The sequence below is a fragment of the Novosphingobium sp. BL-A-41-Hi4B-X5A genome (assembly GCF_055521705.1).
This window is the reverse complement of sequence record NZ_CM145500.1, coordinates 711199-736746: the sequence shown is the minus strand read 5'-3', so window position 1 is coordinate 736746 and position 25548 is coordinate 711199. Positions and strand designations below refer to the sequence as shown.

General features: G+C 64.3%; 10 protein-coding genes. 8 read left to right on the top strand and 2 right to left on the bottom strand.

The window, feature by feature from the left end; all coding sequences use genetic code 11:
• The first annotated feature begins 1 nt into the window (after position 1).
• Genes ACZ1JY_RS03315 through trxA form a run of 3 tightly spaced genes read left to right on the top strand, consistent with a single transcriptional unit; the run spans position 2 to position 6870 of the window.
• Entirely contained in the window at positions 2 to 2974 is a 2973-nt protein-coding gene (locus ACZ1JY_RS03315) for a PD-(D/E)XK nuclease family protein (RefSeq protein ID WP_465130347.1), read from the top strand.
• Positions 2941 to 6489 (top strand): double-strand break repair helicase AddA, encoded by a 3549-nt coding sequence (addA, locus tag ACZ1JY_RS03310; protein WP_465130346.1) that lies wholly within the window; start codon positions 2941 to 2943, stop codon positions 6487 to 6489. The genes ACZ1JY_RS03315 and addA overlap by 34 nt, the downstream gene beginning before the upstream one ends.
• A 60-nt stretch (positions 6490 to 6549) precedes the next feature.
• Positions 6550 to 6870 (top strand): thioredoxin, encoded by a 321-nt coding sequence (trxA, locus tag ACZ1JY_RS03305; RefSeq protein ID WP_118073791.1) that lies wholly within the window; start codon positions 6550 to 6552, stop codon positions 6868 to 6870.
• A 40-nt stretch (positions 6871 to 6910) separates the two neighbouring features.
• On the opposite strand, the gene ACZ1JY_RS03300 is transcribed toward trxA, so the two are convergent.
• Positions 6911 to 7684, bottom strand: a complete 774-nt coding sequence (locus tag ACZ1JY_RS03300) for an inositol monophosphatase family protein (RefSeq protein WP_465130945.1) — start codon at positions 7682 to 7684, stop codon at positions 6911 to 6913.
• Positions 7685 to 7716: 32 nt separating this feature from the next.
• Positions 7717 to 8943 carry a bifunctional glutamate N-acetyltransferase/amino-acid acetyltransferase ArgJ gene (gene argJ, locus ACZ1JY_RS03295; RefSeq protein WP_465130345.1) on the bottom strand — a complete coding sequence of 409 codons (1227 nt, stop codon included), beginning with the start codon at positions 8941 to 8943 and terminating at the stop codon, positions 7717 to 7719.
• Positions 8944 to 9067: 124 nt separating this feature from the next.
• On the opposite strand from argJ, the gene ACZ1JY_RS03290 reads away from it, so the two are divergent.
• From ACZ1JY_RS03290 to ACZ1JY_RS03270, 5 genes are all read left to right on the top strand, one after another.
• Positions 9068 to 9334 carry a hypothetical protein gene (locus ACZ1JY_RS03290; RefSeq protein WP_118073793.1) on the top strand — a complete coding sequence of 89 codons (267 nt, stop codon included), beginning with the start codon at positions 9068 to 9070 and terminating at the stop codon, positions 9332 to 9334.
• Positions 9335 to 9437: 103 nt separating this feature from the next.
• A complete protein-coding gene (gene secA, locus ACZ1JY_RS03285; protein ID WP_168903383.1) occupies positions 9438 to 12173 on the top strand; it encodes a preprotein translocase subunit SecA in 2736 nt (911 codons plus the stop codon).
• 257 nt (positions 12174 to 12430) lie between these two features.
• Positions 12431 to 14128, top strand: coding sequence for a ShlB/FhaC/HecB family hemolysin secretion/activation protein (locus ACZ1JY_RS03280; RefSeq protein WP_465130344.1), 1698 nt, complete (start codon positions 12431 to 12433; stop codon positions 14126 to 14128).
• Positions 14128 to 22464 carry a hypothetical protein gene (locus ACZ1JY_RS03275; protein WP_465130343.1) on the top strand — a complete coding sequence of 2779 codons (8337 nt, stop codon included), beginning with the start codon at positions 14128 to 14130 and terminating at the stop codon, positions 22462 to 22464. Before ACZ1JY_RS03280 ends, ACZ1JY_RS03275 begins: the two co-directional genes overlap by 1 nt.
• Complete coding sequence (locus tag ACZ1JY_RS03270) at positions 22461 to 25544, top strand: CHAT domain-containing protein (RefSeq protein ID WP_465130342.1); 3084 nt, start codon at positions 22461 to 22463, stop codon at positions 25542 to 25544. The genes ACZ1JY_RS03275 and ACZ1JY_RS03270 overlap by 4 nt, the downstream gene beginning before the upstream one ends.
• The last annotated feature ends 4 nt before the right edge of the window (positions 25545 to 25548 follow it).

The window sequence follows — 25548 nt, the reverse complement described above, 5'->3', positions numbered from 1 at the left end:
CATGGCCGAGCGCTCCACCCGCCCGCGTGTCTGGTCGATCGCGGCGCACCGGGGTTTTGCCGACGCCCTGGTTGCGGGCCTGATCCCGCGTTACCGCGAGGATCGGTTCGGCCTTGCGCGCCTGACGCTGCTGCTGCCGAGCCAGCGCGCAATCCGCACGGTAACCGAAGCTTTCGTGCGGGTCAGCGGGCAGGGTCTGCTGCTGCCACGCATGGCGGTGGTGGGCGACTTGGATCTCGACGAGACGCTTGGGCCACTGCTCGACCCGATCGGCGCCGGAGCTGGGATTCCCGAGGCTGTCGATCCGGTGCACCGGCTGCTGAAACTTTCAGCGCTGATCCTTGACGAGCTTGGTGCCGAAGCCCCCGGCGAGGCGGCCTTGCTGCGACAGGCCAGAAGCCTGGGCCAGAGCATCGACCGGCTACTTGTCGAGGGTGTGCGTCCCGAGGACATGCTTGATGAGGGCGTCCTCGGCCTGTCGTCGGAACTGTCGGAGCACTGGCGGGAAAGCACGAAGCTGTTCGCCACGGTGTTCTTCAAGTGGCAGGACGAACTGGCGCGGCTGGGCAGGATCGATGCGCCCGAACGGCGCAATCTGTTGCTGGCGCATGCCGCGCAGGTATGGCGTGAAGCGCCACCAGCCCATCCGGTGATCGCTGCGGGCGTCACCTCGGCATCGCCGGCCGTCGCCAACCTGCTGCGGGTGATTGCGGATCTGCCGGATGGCGGCGTCATCCTGCCAGATCTCGATCTTGCCATGGAGGCTTCGGTCTGGGACGCGCTCGGGTTTGCCGGCGGGCCAGACGGCAAGGTGTTTGAGCGAGGGGATGTCGTCACGCATCCCCAATATCACCTGAAGCTGCTGCTGAACCGCATGGGCATCGGACGGGGCGAGGTCGAACCGTGGCACCGCTCCGGCCTGGCACCCGCGCCGCCGGAACGCAGCCGCGCCATCTCGAACCTGTTCCTGCCGCCGGAAGCCAGTGCGGCGTGGGCTTCGCTCGAAGCGAGGGAGCGTCGCCTTTCCGGCGTACGCATCATGGAGAGCGCCAACCCCGAGGAGGAAGCGCAGGCGATTGCCGTGCTGGTCCGCGAAGCGCTCGACGAGCCGGAACGCCGCGTGGCGGTGATCACGCCCGATCGCAGTCTGGCGGCGCGGGTCGTGGCGCATCTTGGCCGCTGGAACATCGGCGCGGACGATACGGCCGGTCGGCCATTGCCGCAGACGGCGGCCGGCAGGATCATCCTGCAACTGGCCGAAGTCGTTGCCGAGCGGGCCGCGCCGGTTCCGCTGCTCGCCCTGCTCGGCCACCCGCTGGTTCGGGCAGGCGAGGGCAGGGCGCAGTGGCTCGAGCGGGTGCGACAGCTGGACCTGGTGCTGCGTGGTCCGCGACCCGGCCCCGGACTGGCCGCCGTGCGGGGCAAGGCGCAGGAGCAGGACAAGCGCCATCCCGGGCTTGCCGACTGGTGGTCGGGGGTCGAGGACCTGCTGTTTCCGCTGCTGTCGCTTGATGGCCAAGTGTCACTGGATGCGGCACTGATCGCGCTGTCCGAAGTGGGTGAGGCGCTGTGCGGACAGGGGCTGTGGGCGCAGGCCGATGGGCGCTGCCTTGCCCAGTTCGTCGAAAGCTGGCGCGAAGCTGCTTCGGAGCATCCGGGCCTGCTGCCGCCGGAAGAACTGCCGGCAGTGTTGCGCGATGCCATGGAGGAAGTCTCCGTGCGTCCGCCCTACGGCGGGCATCCGCGTCTGGCGATCTACGGCTTGCTCGAAGCGCGGATGAGCCGGGCCGATCTCGTCATCTGCGCAGGCCTGACAGAAGGCTCCTGGCCCGGAAGCCCGGCGACTGATCCGCTGCTGGCACCGCCCATTCTCCGCGCATTGGGCATCCCCGGTGCCGATTTCCGCATCGGCCTTTCTGCACACGATCTTGCCGCTGCCTTGGGAGCGCCAGAGGTTGTGCTCAGCCATGCGCACCGCGACGCGACCGGCCCGGTCATTCCTTCGCGCTTCCTGCTGCGCATTCACGCCATGCTTGGCGAGCAGTTGCGGCGCGAGACGCGCGCGGTCAACCTGGCGCGGGCGCTGGCCGACCCGGAACCGGAGCTGCCACACCCACGCCCACACCCGATGCCGAGCGCGGAGCAGCGGCGCGTGCCGATTGCGGTAACGGCGCTGGATCGGCTGCGCGGCGATCCGTACCAGTTCTACGCCTCGGCAATCCTTGGCCTGCGTCGCCTCGATCCGGTCGATGCCGATCCGTCGCCAGCCTGGAAAGGCACCGCGGTTCACGACGTGCTGAAAGCCTGGCACGATGGCGGCGGGCGTCCCGGCGAATTGGTGCCGCTTGCCGAACGCATGTTCGACGAGATGAGCGCACACCCCTTCATGCGCGCGATGTGGAAGCCGCGCCTGATCGATGCCTTGCTGTGGATCGAGGAGGAAACGGACCGGCTGGCCGGGGAGGGGCGCGACGTTCTGGCGATCGAGCGCAAGGGCGAAATCATCGTCGACGGCATCCGCATTCATGGCCGGGCCGACCGTATCGACAGGCTGGCCGACGGAACGCTGGCCGTAGTCGATTACAAGACCGGGACGCCGCCATCGGGCAAGATGGTGGCGCAAGGGTACGCCCTTCAGCTTGGCCTCATCGGCATGATTGCCCGGGGTGGCGGCATGGAGGGCGTCGCGGGCGAGCCGGCTAAGTTCGAGTACTGGTCGCTTGGCCGCAACAAGGATCGCGGCTTTGGCTACATGAAGTCGCCGGTCAAGGAAACGGCGCGGCAGACCGGCCTGTTGCTTGAAGACTTCTTGCCCGAAACCGAGCGTTTCCTGCGTGAAGCGATTGCGCGCTGGCTGCTGGGCAGCGAGCCATTCACGGCGCGGCTCAATCCCGACCTCCCGGGATACAGTGATTTCGACCAGTTGATGCGCCTCGACGAATGGCAAGGCCGCGAAGAGGAAGGCAGTCAGTGAGCAAGGTCTATCCGCTCAGGGACAATCAGGCGCACGCCGTCCATCCCCAGCGCACCGTCTGGCTCTCGGCATCGGCAGGGACCGGCAAGACGCAGGTGCTTTCGGCGCGTGTGCTGCGCTTGCTGCTGCAAGAGGGCGTGGAGCCGGAACAGATCCTCTGCCTCACCTTCACCAAGGCGGGCGCTGCCGAAATGGCGACCCGCGTGAACGAGGTGCTCGCCAGTTGGGTGCGCCTTCCCGAGATAGAGCTTGCCGCGCAGTTGAAGGCGATCGGCGCGCCGTTTGGCCCCGAAACCGTGGCCCGCGCGCGCAGCCGCTTTGCCGCCGTGCTCGATTGCCCGGGGGGTGGGCTCAGGATCGAGACCATTCACGCTTTCTGCCAGTGGCTGCTTGCGTCGTTTCCCGTGGAGGCAGGCCTGCGACCGGGCACGCGGGCGATGGAAGACCGCGACCGGGCCTTGCTGGTCCGGCAAGTGCTGGCCGAACTGCTGGTGTCGGCCGAACTCGACGGCGACGAGGCACTGATCGACGGGCTCGCCTCGCTCTCGCGCCGGATGAGCGAGGATCAGGTCGAGGCCTTCCTGCTGCGTTGTGCAGGGGCGCTGGAGCTGTGGACCGGGCCAGGGGCGTGGCAACCGCCACTACGGCCTCGTATCAATCGCGTTATCGGCCTTGGCGAAAGTGATGGGCCTGACAGCCTTGCCGCCATGTGCGCCGACGATGGGTTCGATTGCGAGTCCGTCCGGCGTTGCATGGAGATGAACAGCGCCTGGGGGACGAAGGGCGGTATCGATGCGGCAAATGCACTCGGCGATTGGCTGGCGGCCAGCCCCGAAGCGCGCCTGAATGCCTTTGCCGCGCTGAAAAGCCAGTTCCTCACGTCCAAGGATGAACCGAGGTCGACGACGAATATCGAGAAGAAGCAGCCCGGCTATGCCGGCTATGCCGCCCGGGTCATTGCCTGCATCGAGGCGGTGAAGGCGCGCAAGGCACAGCTCGATCTGGCTGACTTGCTCGAAACGGCGCTTACCATCGGGCGCCGTTTTGCCCTGGCATGGAGCGATGCCAAGGCGCGTGAGGGCTTCATCGATTTCGATGACCAGATCCGCACTGCCGCCGACCTCCTGACCAAGCGCACCAGCGCCGAATGGATCCGCTTCAAGCTCGATCGCCAGTTTGATCACATCCTTGTCGATGAAGCGCAGGACACCAACGCCGCACAGTGGGAGATCGTGCTGAAAGGGTTGGTCGAAGATTTCTTCACCGGTGAGGGGCAACGGGGACAGGTTGCCCGGACGCTATTCGTGGTTGGTGACTACAAACAGGCCATCTTCGGCTTTCAGGGAACAAGTCCCGAGAACTTCGCCGCAGCCAAGCTGACAGTTCAGGCCCAACTTGCCCGGATGGCGGCCGTTCTGAACGACCCTGATCGCGAACTTCTGGATCTGGGGCTTGGCCAGTCGTTCCGCACGTCAAGACCGATCCTCGATTTCGTCGACCGCGCGATCGACCATCTGGGATGGGACAGGCTGGGGCTGGAGCAGAAGCCTGAGCGCCACGTCGGACTGGACATTCCCGGCACCATCGGCCTGTGGAAGGTCGTGAGCGATGATCTGGCCGAGGATGGCGACGAGGAGGACGGCGAAGGAGCCGGAAACGAAAGTGCCGGGAGCGGGGGGGGGCGGGGCGACGAAGGCGCGGAAGCCTGGCTGTCGCGCCCGGATCGCAAGCTGGCCGACCAGATCGCCCTGCAGGTGAAGGCGTGGCTCGACAGCGGTTTTCCCCTTGGCAAGACGCAGCGCCATGCCGATGCCGGCGATGTCATGGTTCTTGTCCGCAAGCGCAAGGAACTGGCGGGGCTGATCGTGGCCAGACTCCATGCGCGCGGCGTGCCCGTCGCGGGCGTGGACCGGCTGCGTCTGGGGGCGCCGCTTGCCGTGAAGGATCTTGTTGCGGCCCTGCGGTTTGCCGCGCAGCCGCTGGATGACCTGAACCTGGCTGCCCTGCTGGTTTCTCCCCTGATCGGATGGAGCCAGGAAGACCTGCTGGAGCATGGTTACCGCAAGCAGGGCGTCCGTCTGTGGGACTGGCTGCGGCAGAATGAAGGGCCGCAGACTTTCGCCACGATGGACCGACTGCGCAGCCTGCTGGCCCGGGCCGATTACGATCCTCCGCACGTCCTGCTGCATTGGCTGCTGGTCGGTCCGTGGGATGGCCGTGGCCGGCTGGTGGCGCGGCTTGGTCGCGAGGCCAACGATCCCATCGACGAACTGCTCAATGCAGCGATCGCGTTTTCCAGCGCCAATGTGCCTAGCCTGATCGGGTTCCTGCAGTGGTTCGATGCGGGCGAGGGCGAGTTGAAGCGCGAGGCAGGCAAGGCCGACGGGCTGGTGCGGGTGATGACCGTGCATGGATCGAAAGGGCTGCAGGCGCCGATCGTGATCCTTGCCGATGCGGCGGATGATCCGGACCTGTCCCCGCCCCGCGGGCTTGAGCTTGTCGAAGACGTTCTGGGGTCCGTGCGCAAGGTCCCGCTCCCGCCGCTTCGCAAGGAGGAGAAGGCACCGGCTGTTCTCGAGGCCGAGGCCGAAGCCAAGCGCGCCGAACGCGAGGAGCATTGGCGCCTGCTCTATGTGGCGATGACCCGCGCCGAGGAAGCCCTGTTCATCGCCGGGGCCAAGGGCAAGAAGCGCCGGAAGGGGGCAGGCGAGCTTCCCGAAGACAGCTGGTATGCACAACTCGAGCCGCTGTTTGCGGACGATTGGCGCAGCAATCCGCTGTGGGGTGCGGTCAAGCAGATTGGCGGTCCTGCCAGCCTGACCAAGGCGCCGGCCGAACGGTCCGAATCTTCTGTGCGAATTGCGGTTCCGCAGGTCTTGCGCACCGCAGTCGGCCCTGAACCGCGCCCACCGCGCCCGCTCGCACCTTCATCGTTGGGCGAGGACGAGGCCCCGGATCCGCCGGCGCCACCCGGACCGCATGCGATGCTGGCGGCAAGACGCGGAACGCTGCTGCACCGTCTGATCGAGCGTTTGCCGGAATTGCCGGTCGAGCAGCGACATGACGCCGGTCTTGCCTGGCTTGCCCGGATGGCGAGCGATTTCGACAGGTCGGACCACGTGGGCATGGTGTCGGACGCCATCGCGGTGCTTGACCAGCCAGGCTGGAACGATGTGTTCGGCCCGGATTCCCTCGCCGAAGTGCCGCTCGCAGCGGTTGTCGGCGGCCGGGTGGTGAGTGGCACGGTCGACCGCCTGGTCATCTCGGACAAGGGCATAAGGATCGTCGATTTCAAGACGGCGCGGCGCCCTCCGGCCACGCTCGAGGAGATTCCTTCGGCCTATATCCGGCAGATGGCGGCCTATGTTGCTGCGCTTGAGGCTATCCACCCCGGATTGCCGGTCGAAGCGGCGCTGCTCTATACGCACACGCCGCAATTGTTCGTTATTCCCGATGGCCTGATCGCAGCGCAAAAGCTGCGCATTGCCGGGGTTCAGGAATCCTTGTCCGGCTGATCTGTTGCACCGCGCGCGCGAGTGCCTAGATTGCCATCAACCACACAGGAGTTTCACGCAATGTCGACCAAGGCCGTTTCCGACGCCACTTTTGCCTCCGAAGTTCTGGGCAGCAGCAAGCCTGTCCTCGTCGACTTCTGGGCGGATTGGTGTGGTCCGTGCAAGATGATCGCCCCCGCACTCGAAGAGATCTCGGAAGAGCTGGCCGACAAGGTCGAGATCGCCAAGGTCGACATCATGGAGAACACCGACATCGCCAGCCAGTTCGGCGTCCAGTCGATCCCGCTGCTGATCCTGTTCAAGGACGGTCAGCCGGTTGCCCAGAAGCTGGGGGCGGCGCCCAAGAGCCAGATCAAGGGTTGGCTCGAGAGCGTTCTCTGATTTCGAAGCAATTGCCCCCGCGAAAGCGGGGGTTCTTGTATCAGGCCGGCATGCGCGAAAGACGCTCGGCCAATTCGTCGAACAGCCTGGGGCTGGCAGCGCCGATCAGGCCCGGCTCAAGATGGCGATCGACGCGGTAGGCTGAACCGTCAGGTCGTGCCGCCCTGCCACCAGCCTCGTTCAGGAACAGCACGCCTGCGGCGTGGTCCCACGCCAGCGTCTTTTCGAAGAGGGAGACGTCGTTCTGGCCCAGCGCAATGCGGGGGTACTGCTCGGCGGCGCAGCGGGGGATGTCGACCAGCGTGTAGTGCGGAGCGATATGCTCCATCAGTGACGCCCGCTTGCTCTTGTCGACGAAAACCAGCGAGATCGCGGCAATTGGGGTGTCGTTACCGCTGCCCTGTGCGGAGAGCTTCTCGCCGTTGACCCAGGCGCCCTGGCCGCGATGCGCGGTGCACAGACGGCCCGAGAGCGGGTCGTAGATCCAGCCTGCGACTGTCTCCCCGCCCTGCGCAAGAGCAATCAGGATGCCGAACGGCGGCTTGCCGACCGCATAATTGTTGGTGCCGTCGAGCGGGTCGATGATCCAGCACAGCTTGTCGGACAGGCGCTCGAAAATGGCGGGATCGGCATGGGCAGCCTCTTCGCCGACGATCGCCGCCTCCGGCAGGATCTTCGCCAGCCCTTCCGCCAGCATGATCTCGCTTTCCGTGTCGGCAATGGTGACGACGTCGTCCGCGGCCTTGTTGCTGACCTCGTCCGCGCCGAGCCGCTGATAGTGCTTGAGCAGCGTTTTTTCCGCCGTCTCCCGCATCAGTGCGGCAACAGCGGCATCAAGCGCGCGGCTCAAGACCGGTAATCCGCATTGATCGAGATGTAGCCGTGGGTCAGATCGCAAGTCCACACGGTGGCCGAGCCTTCACCCAGGCCGAGATCGACCTCGATGGAAATCTCGCGACCCTTCAGGTGCGCCGCGACTGGAGCTTCGTCATAGTCTGCCAGCGGTTGCCCATCGCGCGCCGCCCAGATGCCGCCGAAGCCGATGGACAGGCGATCGCGGTCGGCTGGTTCGCCAGCCTTGCCCACGGCCATCACGACGCGGCCCCAGTTGGCGTCTTCACCGGCGATGGCGGTCTTGACCAGCGGCGAATTGGCGATGGCAAGGCCGACCTTGCGGGCGCTTTCGTCCGACACAGCGCCGGTTACGGACACGGCGATGAACTTCTGCGCGCCTTCGCCATCCTTGACGACGAGCTGCGAGAGTTCACGGCAGACCTGTTCGAGCGCGGCGGCAAAGGCATCGGCGCCGGGGCTGTCGAAGCCAGTCAGTTCGGCGTTCCCGGCCTTGCCGGTGGCGAAGGCGAGGACGGTGTCGCTGGTGGAAGTGTCGCTGTCGACGGTGATGCAGGAGAAGGTCCGGCGGTTGGCGGCAGAGAGGCACTCCTGCAGGAATGCCGGACTGACGGCGGCGTCGGTGAAGATGTAGCCGAGCATGGTCGCCATGTCGGGCGCGATCATGCCGCTGCCCTTGATGATGGCGCTGAACGTCACGCGGGTCTTGCCGATCATCGCCGAAGCAGTCGCGCCCTTGGCAAAGGTATCGGTGGTGCCGATGGTGCGGGCGGCGTCCTCCCATGTGCAAGTTTCGGCCTGCAACGCGGCTTCGATGCCCGCGTGCGCCTTGTCCTTGGGCAGGGGCACGCCGATGACGCCGGTTGAGGAAACGAAAACCTCTTCCTTGGGGCAGCGGAGATGTTCGGCCACTTGTGCCATGATCTGTTCGACCGCCTCGCGCCCGCGATAGCCGGTGAAAGCATTGGAATTCCCGGCGTTCACCACCAGTGCCCGGGCGCGGCCCTGCTGCACGTTCTGGCGACCGAGTTCCACTTCCGACGAGCAGCAGACGTTGCGCGTGAACACGCCGGCAACCGCCGTGTCCTCGTCCAGTTCGACGTAAGTAAGGTCGCAGCGGCCCCAGTCCTTGTACCCGGCGCGCGCGACGCGCGGAGTGACGCCTGCAATGTGCGGCAGGGCGGGGAAGGGCGAGGCGAGCGGGGAAACGGCGTCGGACATGGCGCAAGCGCCTAGCGCGCCGGGGCCTGCGGTTCAACCGCACACTGGCCTTGGCAGGGCTTGCGGCAAAAGGGTTCGTTTTCAAGATGGACGAACCGCGACAGAATGCCTATCTGTTGCGGCAATGCGCATGCTGCTTGCCCTTCTGGCCCTGATTACGGGGCTCTCCTTGCCCGAGGTGGCGCTTGCCGTCTCGCGCACGGAAGTGGCCGAAGCGGGCATGGCGACTGGCGCTACAACCTCTGTCGAGCAGCGCCAGCAGCGCTGCGCGGCTCGCGGTGGCGCAGTTCCGCAAAAGCGCACGAATGCCCGCCGCAAGACGGTGTGGCTGCCCGCCCCGGCACTGATCCGGCCTTGCGGCATTGAACTGACTGACCGCGCGCGCGAATAGCGCCACGGACAGCATACCCTTACCGGCACGAATACTGCCCGACGCTGCGCGCCGATGACGCGCACGGCCATCTAAATCACAGATTCAACAGGAAAATCCGCCCATGTTCGGCTCCATTGCAAAGGCCCTGTTCGGCTCGTCCAACGACCGTTACGTCAAGTCCCTCGACAAGACTGTCCGCCAGATCGCAGCGTTTGAACCGCATGTTCAGGCTCTGTCGGACGAGGAACTGGCCGCCCAGACGCCGAAGTTCCGCCAGATGCTGGCCGAGGGCAAGACGCTCGACGACATCCTGCCCGAAGCCTTTGCCACGGTCCGCGAGGCATCGGTTCGCACGCTCGGCATGCGTCACTTCGACGTGCAGATGATCGGCGGCATCGTGCTCCACCGCGGCGAGATCGCCGAGATGCGCACTGGCGAAGGCAAGACCCTCGTCGCAACACTCGCGGTCTATCTGAATGCGCTTGAGGGCAAGGGCGTTCACGTCGTTACCGTGAACGACTACCTCGCGCGGCGCGACGCCGAGACGATGGGCGTGCTCTACAAGTTCCTCGGGCTGACGGTTGGCGTAATCGTGCCGAACCTCAACGAGGAGCAGCGCCGCGAGGCCTACAACTCCGACATCACTTACGCGACGAACAACGAACTCGGGTTCGATTACCTGCGCGACAACATGAAGCACGAGCGGACGCAGATGGTGCACCGTCCGTTCAACTTCGCGATCGTCGACGAAGTGGACTCGATCCTGATCGACGAGGCGCGCACGCCGCTGATCATTTCGGGGCCGACCGACGACAAGAGCGATCTCTACATCTCGGTCGATGCCATCGTGAAGCAGATCCAGCCCGATCTCTACGAGGCCGACGAGAAGACCAAGAACATCACGCTGACCGAAGATGGCGTCGAGTGGGTCGAACGCGCGTTCGAGGAAGCAGGGCTGCTGGTCGGTTCGAACCTCTATGACGTCGAGAACACGATGGTGGTCCATCACCTTGACCAGGCGCTCAAGGCAAACGTCATGTTCAAGCGCGACATCGACTATATCGTCAAGGACGACAAGGTCGTGATCATCGACGAGTTCACCGGCCGCATGATGGACGGTCGGCGCTGGTCGAACGGCCTGCACCAGGCGGTAGAGGCCAAGGAAGGCGTGCGGATCGAGCCCGAGAACCAGACGATGGCCTCGATCACGTTCCAGAACTACTTCCGCATGTACCCGAAGATTTCGGGCATGACCGGCACGGCTGCCACCGAAGCGCCGGAATTCTTCGACATCTACAAGATGAACGTCGTCTCGATCCCGACCAACGTGCCGGTGCAGCGCATCGACGACGAGGACGAGTTCTACAAGAACACGATGGACAAGTTCGCGGCCATCGCAAAGCTGATCCGCGACAAGTACGAGAACGGGCAGCCGGTGCTGGTCGGCACCGTATCGATCGAAAAGTCGGAGCTGCTGTCCGAGTTCCTGACCAAGGAAGGCGTGAAGCACAACGTCCTGAACGCCCGCTTCCACGAGATGGAGGCGCACATCGTGGCGCAGGCGGGCCGTCTTGGCGCGGTGACGATTGCCACCAACATGGCGGGCCGCGGCACCGACATCCAGCTTGGCGGCAATGTCGAGTTTCGCATCGAAGACGAGTTGCGCGATCTGCCGGAAGGCCCGGAGCGCGATGCCGGGATTGCCCGGATCAAGGCCGAAGTGGCCGAGGAGAAGGCCAAGGTGCTTGCCGCTGGCGGCCTTTGCGTGATCGGCACCGAACGCCACGAAAGCCGCCGCATCGATAACCAGCTGCGCGGTCGTTCGGGGCGTCAGGGTGACCCGGGCATGAGCAAGTTCTACCTCTGCCTTGAGGACGATCTGCTGCGCATCTTCGGCCCCGACACGCTGTTCGCCAAGATGATGAACAACAATCTTGCCGATGGCGAGGCGATCGGTTCGAAGTGGCTGTCGAAGGCGATCGAGACTGCGCAGAAGAAGGTCGAGGCGCGCAACTACGACATCCGCAAGCAGGTCGTCGAATATGACGACGTGATGAACGACCAGCGCAAGGTCATCTACGAGCAGCGCGCCGACATCATGGACGCCGAAGCCGTGGGCGATGTCGTCACCGACATGCGGCATGACTCGGTCAATGCCATCGTCGGCGATGCCTGCCCTCCGGGTTCTTACCCGGAACAGTGGGACGTGGAAGGCCTCAAGGCCCGCGTGCGGGACGTGATCGGGCTTGAGATCCCGATCGAGGACTGGATGCAGGAAGAGGCGATCGAGCCGGATACCATCGAGGAGCGTATCCAGACGCTTGCCGACGAGCATATGGACCGCAAGATCGCCGAGATCGATCCCACAGCGTGGCGCAGCCTCGAGAAGTCGATCCTGCTCGAGCGGCTCGACCACCACTGGAAGGAGCACCTTGCAACGCTCGATGCGCTGCGGCAGGTCGTCTTCCTGCGCGCTTACGCACAGAAGACGCCGATCAACGAGTACAAGCAGGAAGCCTTCGGCCTGTTCGAGAAGATGCTCGACGCCATCCGCGAGGACGTAACCCGGATTCTCACCACCAGCGAGATCCGCCTCCGTCCGTCCGAGGAATTCCAGCTTCCCGAACTGCCGGACTTCCTGACCAGCCATATCGATCCCTTCACGGGGGAGAACGACGCGGCCCCGCTGGCGCCTGCGCCGGCGATGTTCGGTGCGCTGCCGCCACAAGCGGGCGGCGGGCTGACCCTCGGGTCGTCGGCGGTGGATCCCTATGCCGGCCAAGGGATCAGCCGCAATGCGCCCTGCCCATGTGGCTCGGGCCAGAAGTACAAGCACTGCCACGGCGTTGCGGCCTGACCGCAGCCTTCGGACTTGACCGAGGCTACCTCGGTCAAGTCGATTTGATTCAAATGCTTGAAACAAATGTTATTGTGCAATCGCCGGTCCTCGGCGATTGCACGATCCGCATTTGTTGCTAAACATGAACTAGCGATAAACAGAACAGAACGGGCCGCGTCGACGAGTTATCCGACGGGGGCACTTACAGCATGACGTTCAGGGAGATGCGCAAGCGGGGCTTGCTGGCTGGCGGAGGCATTCTTGCCTTGGCAGCGATGGCATCCACTCCATTTCCGGCGCTCGCGCAATCGGCACCCGGCCAAGTCACCACTCCGCCATCGCGAGATGAACTTCGCGGTATTACCGGGCGGCCTCCCGAATCTGCACCGCGCCTTTCCGTCAGGAACGAGATCGAGCGTTCGCCCTGTCCGCTCGAAGACGCGCAATATGCGGACATCAAGGTCACCTTGAGCGAAGTGACCTTCAACAACCTGAAGGAGATCGCACCGGACGAGCTTTCCGAAACGTGGAAGCCGCTTGCGGGGACGCCGCAGCCGGTCTCTGTCCTGTGCCAGATCCGCGACGCTGCCGGAACCATGCTGCGCAACAAGGGCTACCTTGCCGCCGTTCAGGTGCCGACCCAGAAGATCGAGAACGGCCAGGTTCGGATGGAAGTGATCTACGCCCGGATCACCACTGTCAGGGCCCGTGGTGAGACGGAAGGAGCCGAGAAGAAGCTGCAGCAGTATCTGGGCGCGTTGACCGGCGAGGAAGTGTTCAATCAGCGCCGCGCCGAACGCTATCTTCTGCTTGCCCGCGATCTGCCGGGGTACAACGTTCAGCTGACGCTCAAGCCCGCCGGCACTGGCGCGGGCGATCTCGTGGCCGAAGTCAGCGTATTGCGCGAACCCTATGCTCTCGACCTGACGATCCAGAACCTTTCGTCCGAAGCCACCGGTCGGTTCGGCGGACAGCTTCGCGGCCAGTTCTACGGGCTGACGGGCATGGGCGATGTCACGACGCTGTCCTACTATGCGACGTCGGATTTTTCAGAGCAGCATATCCTGCAGGGCAGTCACGAATTCCGCCCCGGTTCTCGTGGGTTGGTGGTTGGCGGTCAGTTCACCTATGCCTGGACCAAACCCGATGTTCCGGGGCTTCCGGCCAATGTCTCGCTCGATGCGCGAACGCTCTACGCCAGCCTCCATGCCCGCTACCCTCTCCAGCGCTCGCTTGCCCGAAACATCTGGCTCAGCGGGGGCTTCGATCTGGTAAACCAGGACGTCGACCTGATCGTGCTACTCACGCAGGACAAGATCCGCGTGGCATGGGGGCGACTGGACGTGGACGCCGTCGACACGTCCCACACCCAGCCGAAATGGCGGCTCGCGTCTTCGTTTGAAGCGCGCCAGGGCCTCGCCATCCTTGATGCAACGCGGCCATGCGCGGGCGCTGCCTGCGCCACGGCACTACCCGCCAGCCGTGCCGACGCCTCGCCAACCGCAACGGTCGTGCGCTGGCAGGGCGAATACGAGCGCGCGTTTGGCAAGCTGTCCTTCCTGCTCGCCCCTCGTGCCCAATACGCTTTCAAGCCGCTGTTTGCGTTCGAGGAATTCTCGACCGGCAATTTCACGATCGGTCGCGGCTTCGATCCTGGCGAGCTGATCGGGGACAGCGCCGTCGGCACCACGGCGGAACTCAGGGGGCCGCGCCTGCCGATCGGCAGCAGCCGGGAAATCCGCGTTCAGCCGTTCGTCTTCGCCGATGCCGCGTGGGTCTGGAACAAGGGTATATCCGGATCAGATCGCCTGACCTCTGCCGGTGGCGGGTTCCGGTCAGACATCGGCTCCCGCTTCCGTCTGGAGGCGACGCTGGCCGTGCCGCTTGAGAAGGTCGGGCTGCAGGCCAGCCGTTCAAAACCCCGCTTTCTCATGACTTTGACCACGCGACTGCTGCCGTGGAGGAACTTCTGATGCGCGCTCTTGTAAAGGCTCCCCGCAAGCAACTGCTTTCGGCATCCGGCATTGCGCTTGCTGCCGCTCTTGCTGCATCGGGCTCTGCCGTTCAGGCGCAATCGTTCCAGGCGACACCGACCTCGACGTTCGGCTCTGTCTCGATCAACCAGGGTTCGGGCACGACGGATATCGTCGTGTCCAGCCCCAGCGCCGTCATCAACTGGACGCCGACCGATACCGCAACCACAGGCGGGCCGATCATATTCCAGTCGGCCGGCACAACGGCGACATTCAGCAACAACCCTGCATCGAACAGCGACTTTGCGGTGCTCAACCGCATCATCCCGTCCGGCTCGACGCGGCCGATCCAGTTCGATGGTACGGTCGTTTCGCGTCTTCAATCAGCGGCGGGTGGCTCTGCTGCAGGCGGGACGGTGTTCTTCTACAGCCCCGGCGGCATCCTGATCGGTGCATCATCGGTGTTCGATGTCGGCAATCTGGTGCTGACCACCTCCGACCTCAATTACAATACGACCGACGGCAGTTTCGACACCAGCGGCGCCTATGTCTTCCAGCCAGCCAGCGTGGCCGGTTCCCAGATCGTCGTAAGCGCCGGGGCGCAGCTTGGCGCAACGACCGACGGCTCATACATCGCCATGGTCGCGCCATCGGTGGTCAACAACGGCACGATTACCGTCAATGGTTCGGCAGCACTTGTTGCGGCCGATGCTGCGACGATCACCTTCTCGCCGAGCGGCCTGTTCGACATTCAGGTCGATTCCGGCACAAGCGCAACCGGTACTGTCGCAGCGAACAACGGGACCATCACCGGCCCTGCGGCGACGGACCCGTCGTTTCTCCATCGCATCTACATGGTTGCCGTTCCGAAGAACGATGCGATCACGATGGCAATCGGCGCCGGCAGTTCGCTGGGCTTTGACATCGCGGGGGCTGCCGATGTCAGCGGCAATACGATCGTGCTGTCTGCCGGCAATAACGTGGTCGGCGGCAGCGCACAGAATTTCGCGTCGAGCGGAGGCGGGACCGGGCTGGCAGGCATCTCGGGCGGGGATGCTGATGTCACGTCGAACCTCGAAGCCCGTCTGACTGGGCAGTTTCAGCTCGGATCGGGCACGAGCGCGGGTCTGAACTTCGCCTCGAATGTCTTCGTCAGTTCGAGCGGTGGCGATGTCAGCATATTCGCGAATGCGGGGGGACAGGTAAACTTCGCCGCCAATGTCGAGTTCTATGCGGACCGCAGTTCGGGCAATCCTGCGGTAGCGGCTGTTGGCGGTCAGGCGGAACTCTACGCCACCGATGGCGGCACCATCGACGTCGCGGGTGACGTTCACCTCAGCGCCAATGGCTATGGTGCTGCAGCGATCTCCCCCGGTACCAGCGCCGGGAATGGGCAGGGCGGATTCGCAAAAGTCCAGTCCAACAACGGCGGTGCCATCACCATCAGCGGCGATGTGCAACTCGATGCCATCGGCTTTGGCGGACAGACGCAGAGCGTCAATACCGGTGCCGGTACAGGGACGGGCGGCACCGCATGGATCCTTTCAACCAGGACTGGCGGATCGCAAGTCAACATCCAGGGGGCAGCGCTACTTGACGCCTCGGGCCGGGGATACGACGGCAATGGCTGCGTCACCTGCACCCTTGATGGCGGCAGCGCTTTTGGCGGGCTTGCGGCAATCCGCGCCAATGGCGATTCTGCGATTGCGATTGGCGGCTCGTCGAACCTCACGGCCCAAGCGCAGGCCGGCAGTTCGGCGAATGTCTCTGGCGGCAACGCCACGGGTGGCCAGATCAGCGTTTTTGCACTCGATACCGCGTCACTGTCGCTTCACGCCATCAGTGGATTTGCAAACGCGATCGCGGGAGATGGTACGACTGCCGGGGGTTCGGCGCTTGGCGGCAATGTTTCGCTCTCCACCAGCGCAACCAGCGGACCCGGTGTAGTCATCAACGGGCAGGCACGTCTCGACGCTTCGGCTTTCGGCGGCAATGGCTTCGGATCGGTTGGATCGTCGGGCAGTGCAACCGGCGGTTCGGTCAATCTGTTTGCCAACACCACAAGCATAACGATCACGGACCTGCTCGACGTAACGGCAGCTGCTTCGGGCGCCTCCGCCACAGGCCTGGCATCGCCGGTAACGGGCGGGTTTGTCACCGCCGAGGCGCGCAACGGGGCGACTCTTTCAGCGTCTGCGGGTATCTCCCTCACCGCGAACGCGACCGGCGCTGTAACCGGGGACACAGCCGACGCAGGCGATGCGACCGGTGGTACTGTCGATGTCTTCGCCAACGGCGGCACTGTGCAGACTACCGACCTGTTCGTGTCTGCCAATGGCAGCGGTGGCACTCAGTTTGGCTTCGGACCGTCTGGGGATGGAACCGGTGGCCTTGCTCGGCTGCGCGTGTCGCCCGGAGGGGTACTTGCGGCGAGCGGGGATATCTCCGTTGCGGCCACAGGGCGCGGCGGTGATGCGTCAGATGGGACGGGAGCGGGCGGCTCGGGCACTGGCGGTACTGCGCAGATTGTCATGACGGGTGGACAGTTGTCCGGCGGTGCTGCGTTCTCGTTTGTCGCCGAAGGTTACGGCGGTGGCGGGACGTTTGCCGGTTCCGGTCAGGGTGGCGTGGTCGATATTGCGATCTCTGACGCCAGTTTCGTGACCAATGGCATCTCTTATATCGGCGCGATCGGATCGGGCGGCGACGATACCAGCTTCGGTTCCGGTGGCAGTGCTGGCGGGGCGACAGGCGGGACGATCACGTTCAATGCCAACCGCAGCACGGTCCACCTCAGCCAGACCGGCAGCGTCTCCTTCGAGGCAACCGGGTTTGCCGGTGGTGGCCAGTCCAGCGCCGTGGGGCAAGGTGGAACCATCAGCTTCACGGCCGGAAGCTCTACGGTCGATTCCTTTGATGGCTTGAACCTGTTTTCCGAAGGGTTCGGCAGCACGAGCAGGGCTGGCGGAACCGGTGGAGCCGGACGCGGCGGAACGATCACCGTCAATGCCAATGCGGCGCTGACTGCCCCTACTCTTGTTTCAGCGCCGTCAATCTCGATCAGCACCGTCGGCCGTGGCGGAGCGGGGGGAACTGCCCCCACGATCGGAAACCCCGGCGGTGACGGTGGCCTTGGGCAGGGTGGCACGATCAATCTGAATGCGGCTGTCGATGGTGGCTTGATCAGTACCAGCCAGATCTTTGCTAATGCGTCCGGCGTTGGCGGCAGCGGCGCTTTGGGGACGATGAATTCTCCCAACGGCGATAGCGGTGGAAACGGCGGCGCTGCGCTTGGCGGACAGATCAATCTCAATTCCGTCGCAGCTTCAGGCGGAAGTGGAGCAGGTGGCTACGATCTCGGTTTTGCCGTCCTCAACGCGGGGGCGCTTGGCGGCGCAGGCGGAAACGGGGGCGAAGGCCCGACGCCGGGTGCTGGCGGCAGTGGCGGCTCTGCGACAGGGGGGACGATCAACCTGTTGTTCGACCGTGGCGGCAGTCTCCTCTCGTCCACTGATGGGTTCAATGCGCTTGCTGATGCCACCGGCGGCAACAGCGGAAGTTGCGGCATCACTTGCAGCGCCGCTGGCGGAGCCGCAGTGGGCGGCTCCATCAATCTGGTCTCGAACGGCGCGACCAGCGACAACGCAGTATCGTTCACCGGAGGCCTCAATCTTTCAGCGTTCGGCAGCGGTGGCGGATCGTACGGTGCGGCAGGTGGCGATGGAGCGGGCGGTAACGTCGTCGCCCGGCTTGGATCGGGTCTGTCCTTCGCTGCCGACGATGTGACGATTTCGGTAACGGGCGAGGGCGGCGATCAGTTCACGTCCCTCGGCGGTGGCAATGGCACGGGTGGCAACGCATCCTTCATTGCCTCGGGGACGAGCACTGCCACGATCTCGGGCACGCTGGCAATCTACTCGGACGGCACGGGTGGCGATGGCCGGGATGTTGGAGCCAACGGTGGTATCGGAACGGGTGGCACCAGCCGCCTCTACAGCGATGGCGGCACCATAACCATTGCAGGAGGGGCAACGATCGAAGCGAGCGGCTTTGGTGGTGCCGGGTTCCTCAACGGACCTAGCGGCCTTGGCGGTGCAGGCGCTGGCGGCACTGCTTTGCTTACGGTCGGTACGCCTGACGCCATTGGCAACAACGGCAGCATCGACATCGGCGGATTCACGTTCGTCACGTCGGAAGGCACCGGTGGCGACAGTTTTGCAGGTGGCATCGGTACCGGCGGTTTTGTGGGCATCTCGGCAAGGCAGGGAACGCTTGCCCTCGGCCAGACATTCGCAACAGTTGACGGATTCGGCGGCTTCGGCCAGTTCGGCGGAGCGGGCGGCGCTGCGCAAGGTGGCGAAATCGAGGTGTTCGCCAACAGCGCGCTCGAAGGCGCAAGTTCCGTCACCATCAGCAATCTCAATGCGGATTCGTCGGCATTCGGGGGCTTCGGCGGTTTGGCGTCGTCACCGACCGGCAATGGTGGCGCCGGTGGCGATGCTGCTGGCGGCACGGTTCTGATATTTGGCACTGCAGGCAATGGCCAGTTGCAGATCACTTCCGTCAACGCCTCCGCCGGTGGCTTCGGCGGCGGCGGCGGTGATGGACTGACTGGCGGAGCAGGCGGAGACGGCACAGGCGGTGGCGTCCAGCTTGGAACCAGCAGTGGCCTTGATACAGGGGCGATCAACACCGGATCGGCAACCTTCGGTTCTGTGCTCACCAGCGCTTCGGGCGGCGGCGGGGACGGCGGTGCGGGTGATCTTTCGTTCGGAACGGGCGGCAATGGTGGCCTTGGGGCAGCAGGTGGATCGACCTTGCTCGTGCGCGGCAGCCAGGTGACCATCACCGGCATCGGCAGTTTCAACGCCCATGGAACAGGCGGCAACGGTGGTGACGGCGCAACCGGAGGTACCGGTGGTAACGCGACGGTAGGTAACAATAGCGCGACCAACCTGGTTTCGGGTGTCGCCTTGGCGGTTACCAACCGTTTCCAGCAGCCAAGCCAAACGGGCAGCCTTAGTGCCGGCGACTTGAACTTCAGTGCAATTGCCTCTGGCGGCGCGGGCGCGACGAATGGAATTGGCACCATCATCGGCGACGCCATCGATCTGGAGATGGTTGGTGGCAGCTTCACTGGCACGAATGCTTCATTCGTTGCTATTGCCGATAATGTCGCTGCAAATGCGCTTGCAGACTATGTTTCGTTGACCAATTCGACGGCGAACCTTTCGGGCAGCCTTTTCTTTTCAACGCCCAACGCCTTCTCGATTCTGCTCGATCAGTCCACCTTGACTGCCGCCAATGTGGCGATTGACGCAGGCAACTGGGTGCTTCCGGGGACAGCTCCGGCAAGCGTCGGGACTTTGACCGGCACGAATTCGCTGAGCCTTTCTTCGGCCCAAGACATCGTTGGCTATGCCAACCTTTCGACTCAGGGCTCGCTCACGCTGCAGGCACTGGGACGGATCGATCTGGGTTCCTTGTTCGCCGTCGGCGCGATTGATGTGACGGCGGGCGGGGACATCAGTCTTGGCGACCTGGCATCGAGCGACTCTATCGATCTCGAGACCCTGGGCGTCACCGTGACCGGCAACATGGTGGCGGGAACGTCCGTTACGGTGCAGTCGGCAGGCAGCGTGACGACCGGCAATATCTCGGCCGGAACGGGCACGCCGAATGGCAGCAATGGCGATCTCTATTCGGTCGGGATAACTTCCGGGGGCAGCGTCCAGACAGGCTCGATCTTTGCCGCTTCGGACGCTGGGATCAGTGCCGTTGGCAGCATTTCAACGGGATTTGTCCGCGCGTTTGACACCCTTCTGCTGGCGGGTTCTGGTGTCACGGTTGACAGCCTTTCGGTCATCAATCGCACGCTGATCGCAAACGCTTCGATGGCCACGCTTGGTCAGACGGGGAACGGGTTCGACAAGGAGCTCGTCTTTGCAGCCGCACCCGTCGCGACCGGAGGACCGGTCCAGATCACCAACGCATCCGGCTCCGGCAGCCTTACGGTCGCTGCGGGCGGCGATCTGACAACCGGCAACCTGTCGCTTTCCAACTCTCTGAGACTTGCAGCGGGCGGAAGCGTAACTCTGGGGCAACTCTCGGCAGGTTCGGGTACGCCAACTGCCAGCGGGAGCGGCCTGATTTCGATCGCGTCCGACGGCAATGTCAGCACCGGCAACCTGACCTCGAGTGGCGACGTCCGGGTCGCGTCCGGAGGTGGCCTGAGCACCGGTACCGTAGTTGGATATGATGTCCTGCTCGGTTCCGTCGGCGACGTTTCCGTGAGCGGTCTCAATGTCGTCAACCGCGTGCTCATTGCTGACCGGTCGATGCAGGCGCTGGGGCAGACGACAAATGGGTTCGACAAGGAACTGGTGTTCGGCGCGACGCCAGTGGCGCTGTCCGGGTCGGTGACGATTTCCAATAACTCGAGCGTCGGCTCGCTGCGGATCGCCGCTGGAACCGGTGTGACGACCGCCAACGTGTTTTCTGGTGGGCGCATCGGTATAACGGCCAATGGGGCGATGAGTTTTGGCAACCTTCAGGCCCAGACCGATCGCATCGAACTGATCACGCGAAGCCAGTCGATAACGGCGGCATCGCTTATTTCGGGAAGTGACATTCTCGCGAGCGGAACCTCGTCGCTCAATCTCGGCACGGTCAGGGGCAGGGATGTGGTGCTTCTTTCGGGCGGTACCGTGTCGGTGCAGACGGTTCTGGCCGGGGCCATCTTCACGGCAACAGGTCAGATCACCAACGCTGTCGGGCGCCTGCTGATTGCTGACAACTCGATGCTCCCAGTCACGGCTCAGCCCGGAAGCATCGATTATGCGGCGATCTTTGCGGCAACTCCGATCATCACCGGTAGCGATGTGACCATTGGCAATGCCGCGATTGCCGGCCGGATAGCCGTTGCAACCGATGGTGACTTCTTCGGCGCCGGCATGCGCGCGTTTGGTGATATCAAGATCGAAGCGGTCGGCACCGTCACCGTTGGACGGCGCTGGTTGGCCAATCAGGTGCGCATCGTTTCCAGCGATATTTCGATCATCGACAACGGGAATGCGACGCTTCCGACCGGCCAGACGATCCTTTCGGGGATCCAGACGACGGATACCGGCTTTGTCGATCTCATCTCCAACTCGACCAGAACCGCGCTGATCGGGGACGGGCTGACGGCGAATGGCGGGTACGCGCTCAGCAATGCCGAGATCGGGCTTGTCTCGACCGGCGAGTTGCTCATCGCTGCGGTGGATCGCTCTGCCAATGCCACCGACATGCTGATCGGGAATGTCTCGCTGGTAGCGGGCGGCGCCATCGGGTCGACCAATGCGGCTGGCACGGCCGGCAAGATCGTCTTTGCCTCGGGCGACCTTCTGACCGAGACGCCTGGCGGGGCGATCCGTGTGGTCGGCACGATTTCCGGCACCGGTTTTGCCCAGTCGAACATTCTTGAGTTCACCACCGGTCGTTTCGAGCTTGATGCTTCAACGGGGGCGATCAACCTCACCTCGGCCAGCCAGGCCGGCGCCACTGCCCCGCTGGGGGGCGTGCTGGAGATCAATGCAGACCATATCCACGTGGCGTCGGGAAGCATTCTCGAGAAGCTTGCGGCTGACCCACTCTACGAAGGCCGGATAGCCGAACTGAATGCGCCAGCTTCGGTTCAAAGGCCGGAAGGGGTGCTGCGCAGTCTGGGGCTGGATCTTTATCCTACCGGCACGCTCTATATCCAGAACACCGGCACGGCGCTCAATCCCGCAGGGTTCCTTGCAGACGCCGACCTGACGGATGTGACGGCGCCGGCAAGCGCTGCGGCCGGATCGATTTCGGTTGTCGTCAACGGTGCTTTCCAGACTCCCGGAGGGATCGTTTCCGGAGCGGCGGCGCACGGACTTGTCGTCAATTCGCCCGACGCCGACTTCACGCCTTTCACGACTGACAGTCAGATCAACGGCTGCCTGTTCTCTGTGGCGTCATGCGCTTCTGCCATGGAAGGCCCCGACACCATTGGGGCCATTTCGGGCCAGATCGCGATTATCTCTACCGAAACGCTGGGCAGCACGCCGGCCTTTGTCGAGGAACCATCTGCGCCGACTTCCGATGCGGAAAGCGATGATCCCGCGCAGGAAGAGCAACAGCAGGAGGAGCGGGCGACCGAAGGGGAAGATGCGGCCTCCAGCCCCATCGCTCCGCCACCACAGCTGATCGACAGCAAGCCTCTCGATCCCGTGGGGCAAATCGAACAACCGGTGGCCGGCAGTGGCAATCCGGCCCTGATCGGGTCGATCGTGAACGAAAACAGCGCGGAAGGAGAGGCCCAGTGAACGCGCGCATCAAGGCAATTCGCAGCAGCGCCATGGTGGCGGCACTCATGGCGTCGGTGGCGGCACCGGTGCAGGCGGCAGAACGGCAGCAGCCGCTTTCGATCCGCAACTCGTTCCGCGTCGGAAGTTCCGGTGTCACCTGCACCGCGCAGAATGCTCCGCTGGACAAGCGACTGGGCGGGATCTTCGATCGTGGTTACCGGGTCAGCTGTCGCGACGCTGCTGGCGCAGTGGGCAGTCTCATCGCTGTCAGGCGCGACATTGCCATGGGCAGCGAGCCGACCGGCCTTCCCGGTGTGACCTTGGCCTGCGGAGGCGAGGGCAGCGTTGCAATCGAAACGCTGGGCCGGGTCAGCGCAGTGAACTGCCGCGACCAGAACGCGAATGTGGAGTACAAGCGCTATGCGGTGAAGCGCGGTGGGACGACCTTCTTCGTCGAAGGGCTGGCTGGCTATGATCCGGCGCTGCGACTGGCGCTTGCAAGCATTGTCAGTGACAGTCCGGTGCTGGGCGAAATCCGTGTGGCGACAACGGAGGTCAGCGATCCAGCGGCCTTCGCGCGCGTGCAGGCGGGGCAACTCGACCGTCTGGGTGCGCGCGACGAAGGCTATTTGCGCAACAATGGCGGTCGCTTTGCCGAATCCTCGGAGTTTTTCGAGGCGCTGGCCAGTCGCGATCGCTCTACCGGTGGGGCCGGGCTGGCAGAGGCCCTGGCCAACCAGGGCCTGCAACAATCGAACCTTGGCAACTTCACGGCGGCTGATCGCCTGCTTTCACAAGCCGTGGGAGCACTTTCGCGCGGCGATGGCGTGACGCAGCGCCTGATCCGCAACTATCGCGCAATCAACCGGCTCAACCAGCGGAAGGCAACGGCTGCGTTGAAGGAACTTGCCGCGCCCGTGACCGCAGTTGGCGACGTCTATGACCGGCCCAGCCTGCAGGCCGGGTTGATCAATGCCCCGCTGGCTGAACAGATCAACCGCGAGAGTTCGTCGCTCAAGCGGCTGGGGGCGGTCGATCCCGGCCTGACAGACCTCGAGCGCGCAGAGATCCTCGATGCGCAAGCCGACGCCCTGAAGGCAACGGCAGCGCGCGTGCAAGGCCGGCTGGATGAAGCCGTGGCGGGGTTCGAAGGCGCTGGCCGCAGGCTCGAGGCGGTCAGGGGAGGGCGCGTGGCATCGGCCGGGTGGCTGCGTGCGGAAATCCAGATCGAACTGGCCCTTCTGGCAGAAGCGCAGGGGCGCAAGGCGGACAGCGGTGCGGCTTTCGACCGGGCAATTTCCCTGATCGGCGCATCCTTCCCGCAATCACCTGCCTTGCTGGCGACGCAGGCGCGGAAGGCGGCGTGGCTTGGCCGCAGCGGCGATGAGGCCGGGGCCCTGGCACTTTATGGCAAGGTCGTCGAGGACAGCCTGTCCGTGCCTGACGCCGGCACGTCACTGCGCGATCTGCTTGGCCCCTATTTCGGGTTGCTGGCAAAGAGCAACGGACCAGACGCAGCCAAGGCGACCTTCGCGGCCTCGCAAGTTCTGCAGCGTCCGGGCGTTGCGCAGACGCAGGCCGTGTTGGCGCGCCAGATGTCCGAAGGCAATGACGAGGCGGCGGCTCTGTTCCGCCTGTCGCTGGTTCGCACCCGCGATATCGCTCGTACCGAGGCTCTGGTCGAACAGCTTTCAGCGGTCGCCATGCCTGACGAAGCGCAGAAGGCGCAGCTGGTTTCCGCGCAGGACAACCTTGCCTCGTTGCGGCGGGATCAGACGGCGCTGGTGAGCCGCTTGGCGGCGTTTCCTCGCTACAACGTGCTGGCCCCGCGTGGCGTTGAACTGGCGGAACTGCAGGCCGCGCTCAAGCCCGGAGAATCCTACTACAAGCTGATGCTGGTGGGGGACCGCGCTTATGGTCTGTTTGCGACGAGCGGCGATGCCCGCGTCGTGGACCTTGGCCTGACGCCAGCGGCCTTGGCCAAGCAGGTTCAGGACATTCGCGATACGATCGTGAAGGTCGAGAACGGCCAGCAGGTCAACTATCCCTTCGACCTCGACAAGTCCCGCGCGCTCTACAAGGCGGTGTTCGGACAGGTTGAGGATCTGCTGCCCGGCACGCGTCATCTGATCTTCGAACCAGATGGTGCGATGCTGCAGCTTCCGCCTACGGTTCTGGTAACCGGCGACAAGGGCATCGAGGCCTACAAGAAGCGAATGGAGAGCCCGGATGGCGATCCCTTCGACTTTACCGGGGTTGAATGGCTGGGCCGTGGCCGCGAGGTTTCGATTGCGGTGAGCCCACGCGGATTTCTCGACATTCGCAAGCTCGCAGCCTCCGGGGCGCCGCGCAATTATCTGGGGCTGGGGCATAATGCCAAGCCGGCGCAGCGGCCGATGGCAGCGGTCGCGGACGAGTGCGACTGGCCACTGGCCACGTGGCAGAACCCGATCTCTGCCGACGAGCTGTTCTTCGCGCAAAAGAAGCTCAGCCTTGGCGGTAGCGCGGTGAAGACCGATGCGCAGTTCAGCGACAGTGCCCTGCTGAGCGAAAGTGACCTCGATCAGTATCGCGTGCTGCACTTTGCAACGCACGGCTTGGTAACGGCTCCGCGCGCGGATTGTCCGGCACGCCCGGCTCTGGTGACCAGTTTCGGGGACATGGGCTCCGATGGCTTGCTCAGCTTCCGGGAAATCTTCGACCTGAAGCTGAATGCCGATCTTGTGATCCTGTCTGCCTGCGATACGGCCGGGATGGCAACGGTTGCCGCCAGCCGGGAAGCAGGCGTCACCACGGGCGGCAATTATGCGCTCGACGGCCTGGTGCGCGCTTTCGTCGGCGCGGGTGCGCGTTCGGTGATTGCCAGCCACTGGCCGGTGCCGGACGACTTCGACGCCACGAAGCGCCTGATCGGCGGTGTGATCGATTCAAAGCCCGGACAGGAGCTCGCCAGTGCTCTGGAGGGAGCTCAGGAAAAGCTGATGGACGATCCGAACACTTCCCATCCATTCTACTGGGCTGCATTCATCATCGTGGGCGACGGCGCTAAGCCGCTGGTAACCGGCAATGCACCGATGGCGACGCAAGCCTCGCGATAAGTGC

Bases quoted from the DNA above. Each gene is read 5' to 3' on its own strand.
- ACZ1JY_RS03315 (WP_465130347.1), top strand. From the start codon at position 2: ATGGCCGAGCGCTCCACCCGCCCGCGTGTCTGGTCGATCGCGGCGCAC.
- addA (WP_465130346.1), top strand. From the start codon at position 2,941: ATGGCAAGGCCGCGAAGAGGAAGGCAGTCAGTGAGCAAGGTCTATCCG.
- trxA (WP_118073791.1), top strand. From the start codon at position 6,550: ATGTCGACCAAGGCCGTTTCCGACGCCACTTTTGCCTCCGAAGTTCTG.
- ACZ1JY_RS03300 (WP_465130945.1), bottom strand. From the start codon at position 7,684: ATGCGGGAGACGGCGGAAAAAACGCTGCTCAAGCACTATCAGCGGCTC.
- argJ (WP_465130345.1), bottom strand. From the start codon at position 8,943: ATGTCCGACGCCGTTTCCCCGCTCGCCTCGCCCTTCCCCGCCCTGCCG.
- ACZ1JY_RS03290 (WP_118073793.1), top strand. From the start codon at position 9,068: ATGCGCATGCTGCTTGCCCTTCTGGCCCTGATTACGGGGCTCTCCTTG.
- secA (WP_168903383.1), top strand. From the start codon at position 9,438: ATGTTCGGCTCCATTGCAAAGGCCCTGTTCGGCTCGTCCAACGACCGT.
- ACZ1JY_RS03280 (WP_465130344.1), top strand. From the start codon at position 12,431: ATGGCATCCACTCCATTTCCGGCGCTCGCGCAATCGGCACCCGGCCAA.
- ACZ1JY_RS03275 (WP_465130343.1), top strand. From the start codon at position 14,128: ATGCGCGCTCTTGTAAAGGCTCCCCGCAAGCAACTGCTTTCGGCATCC.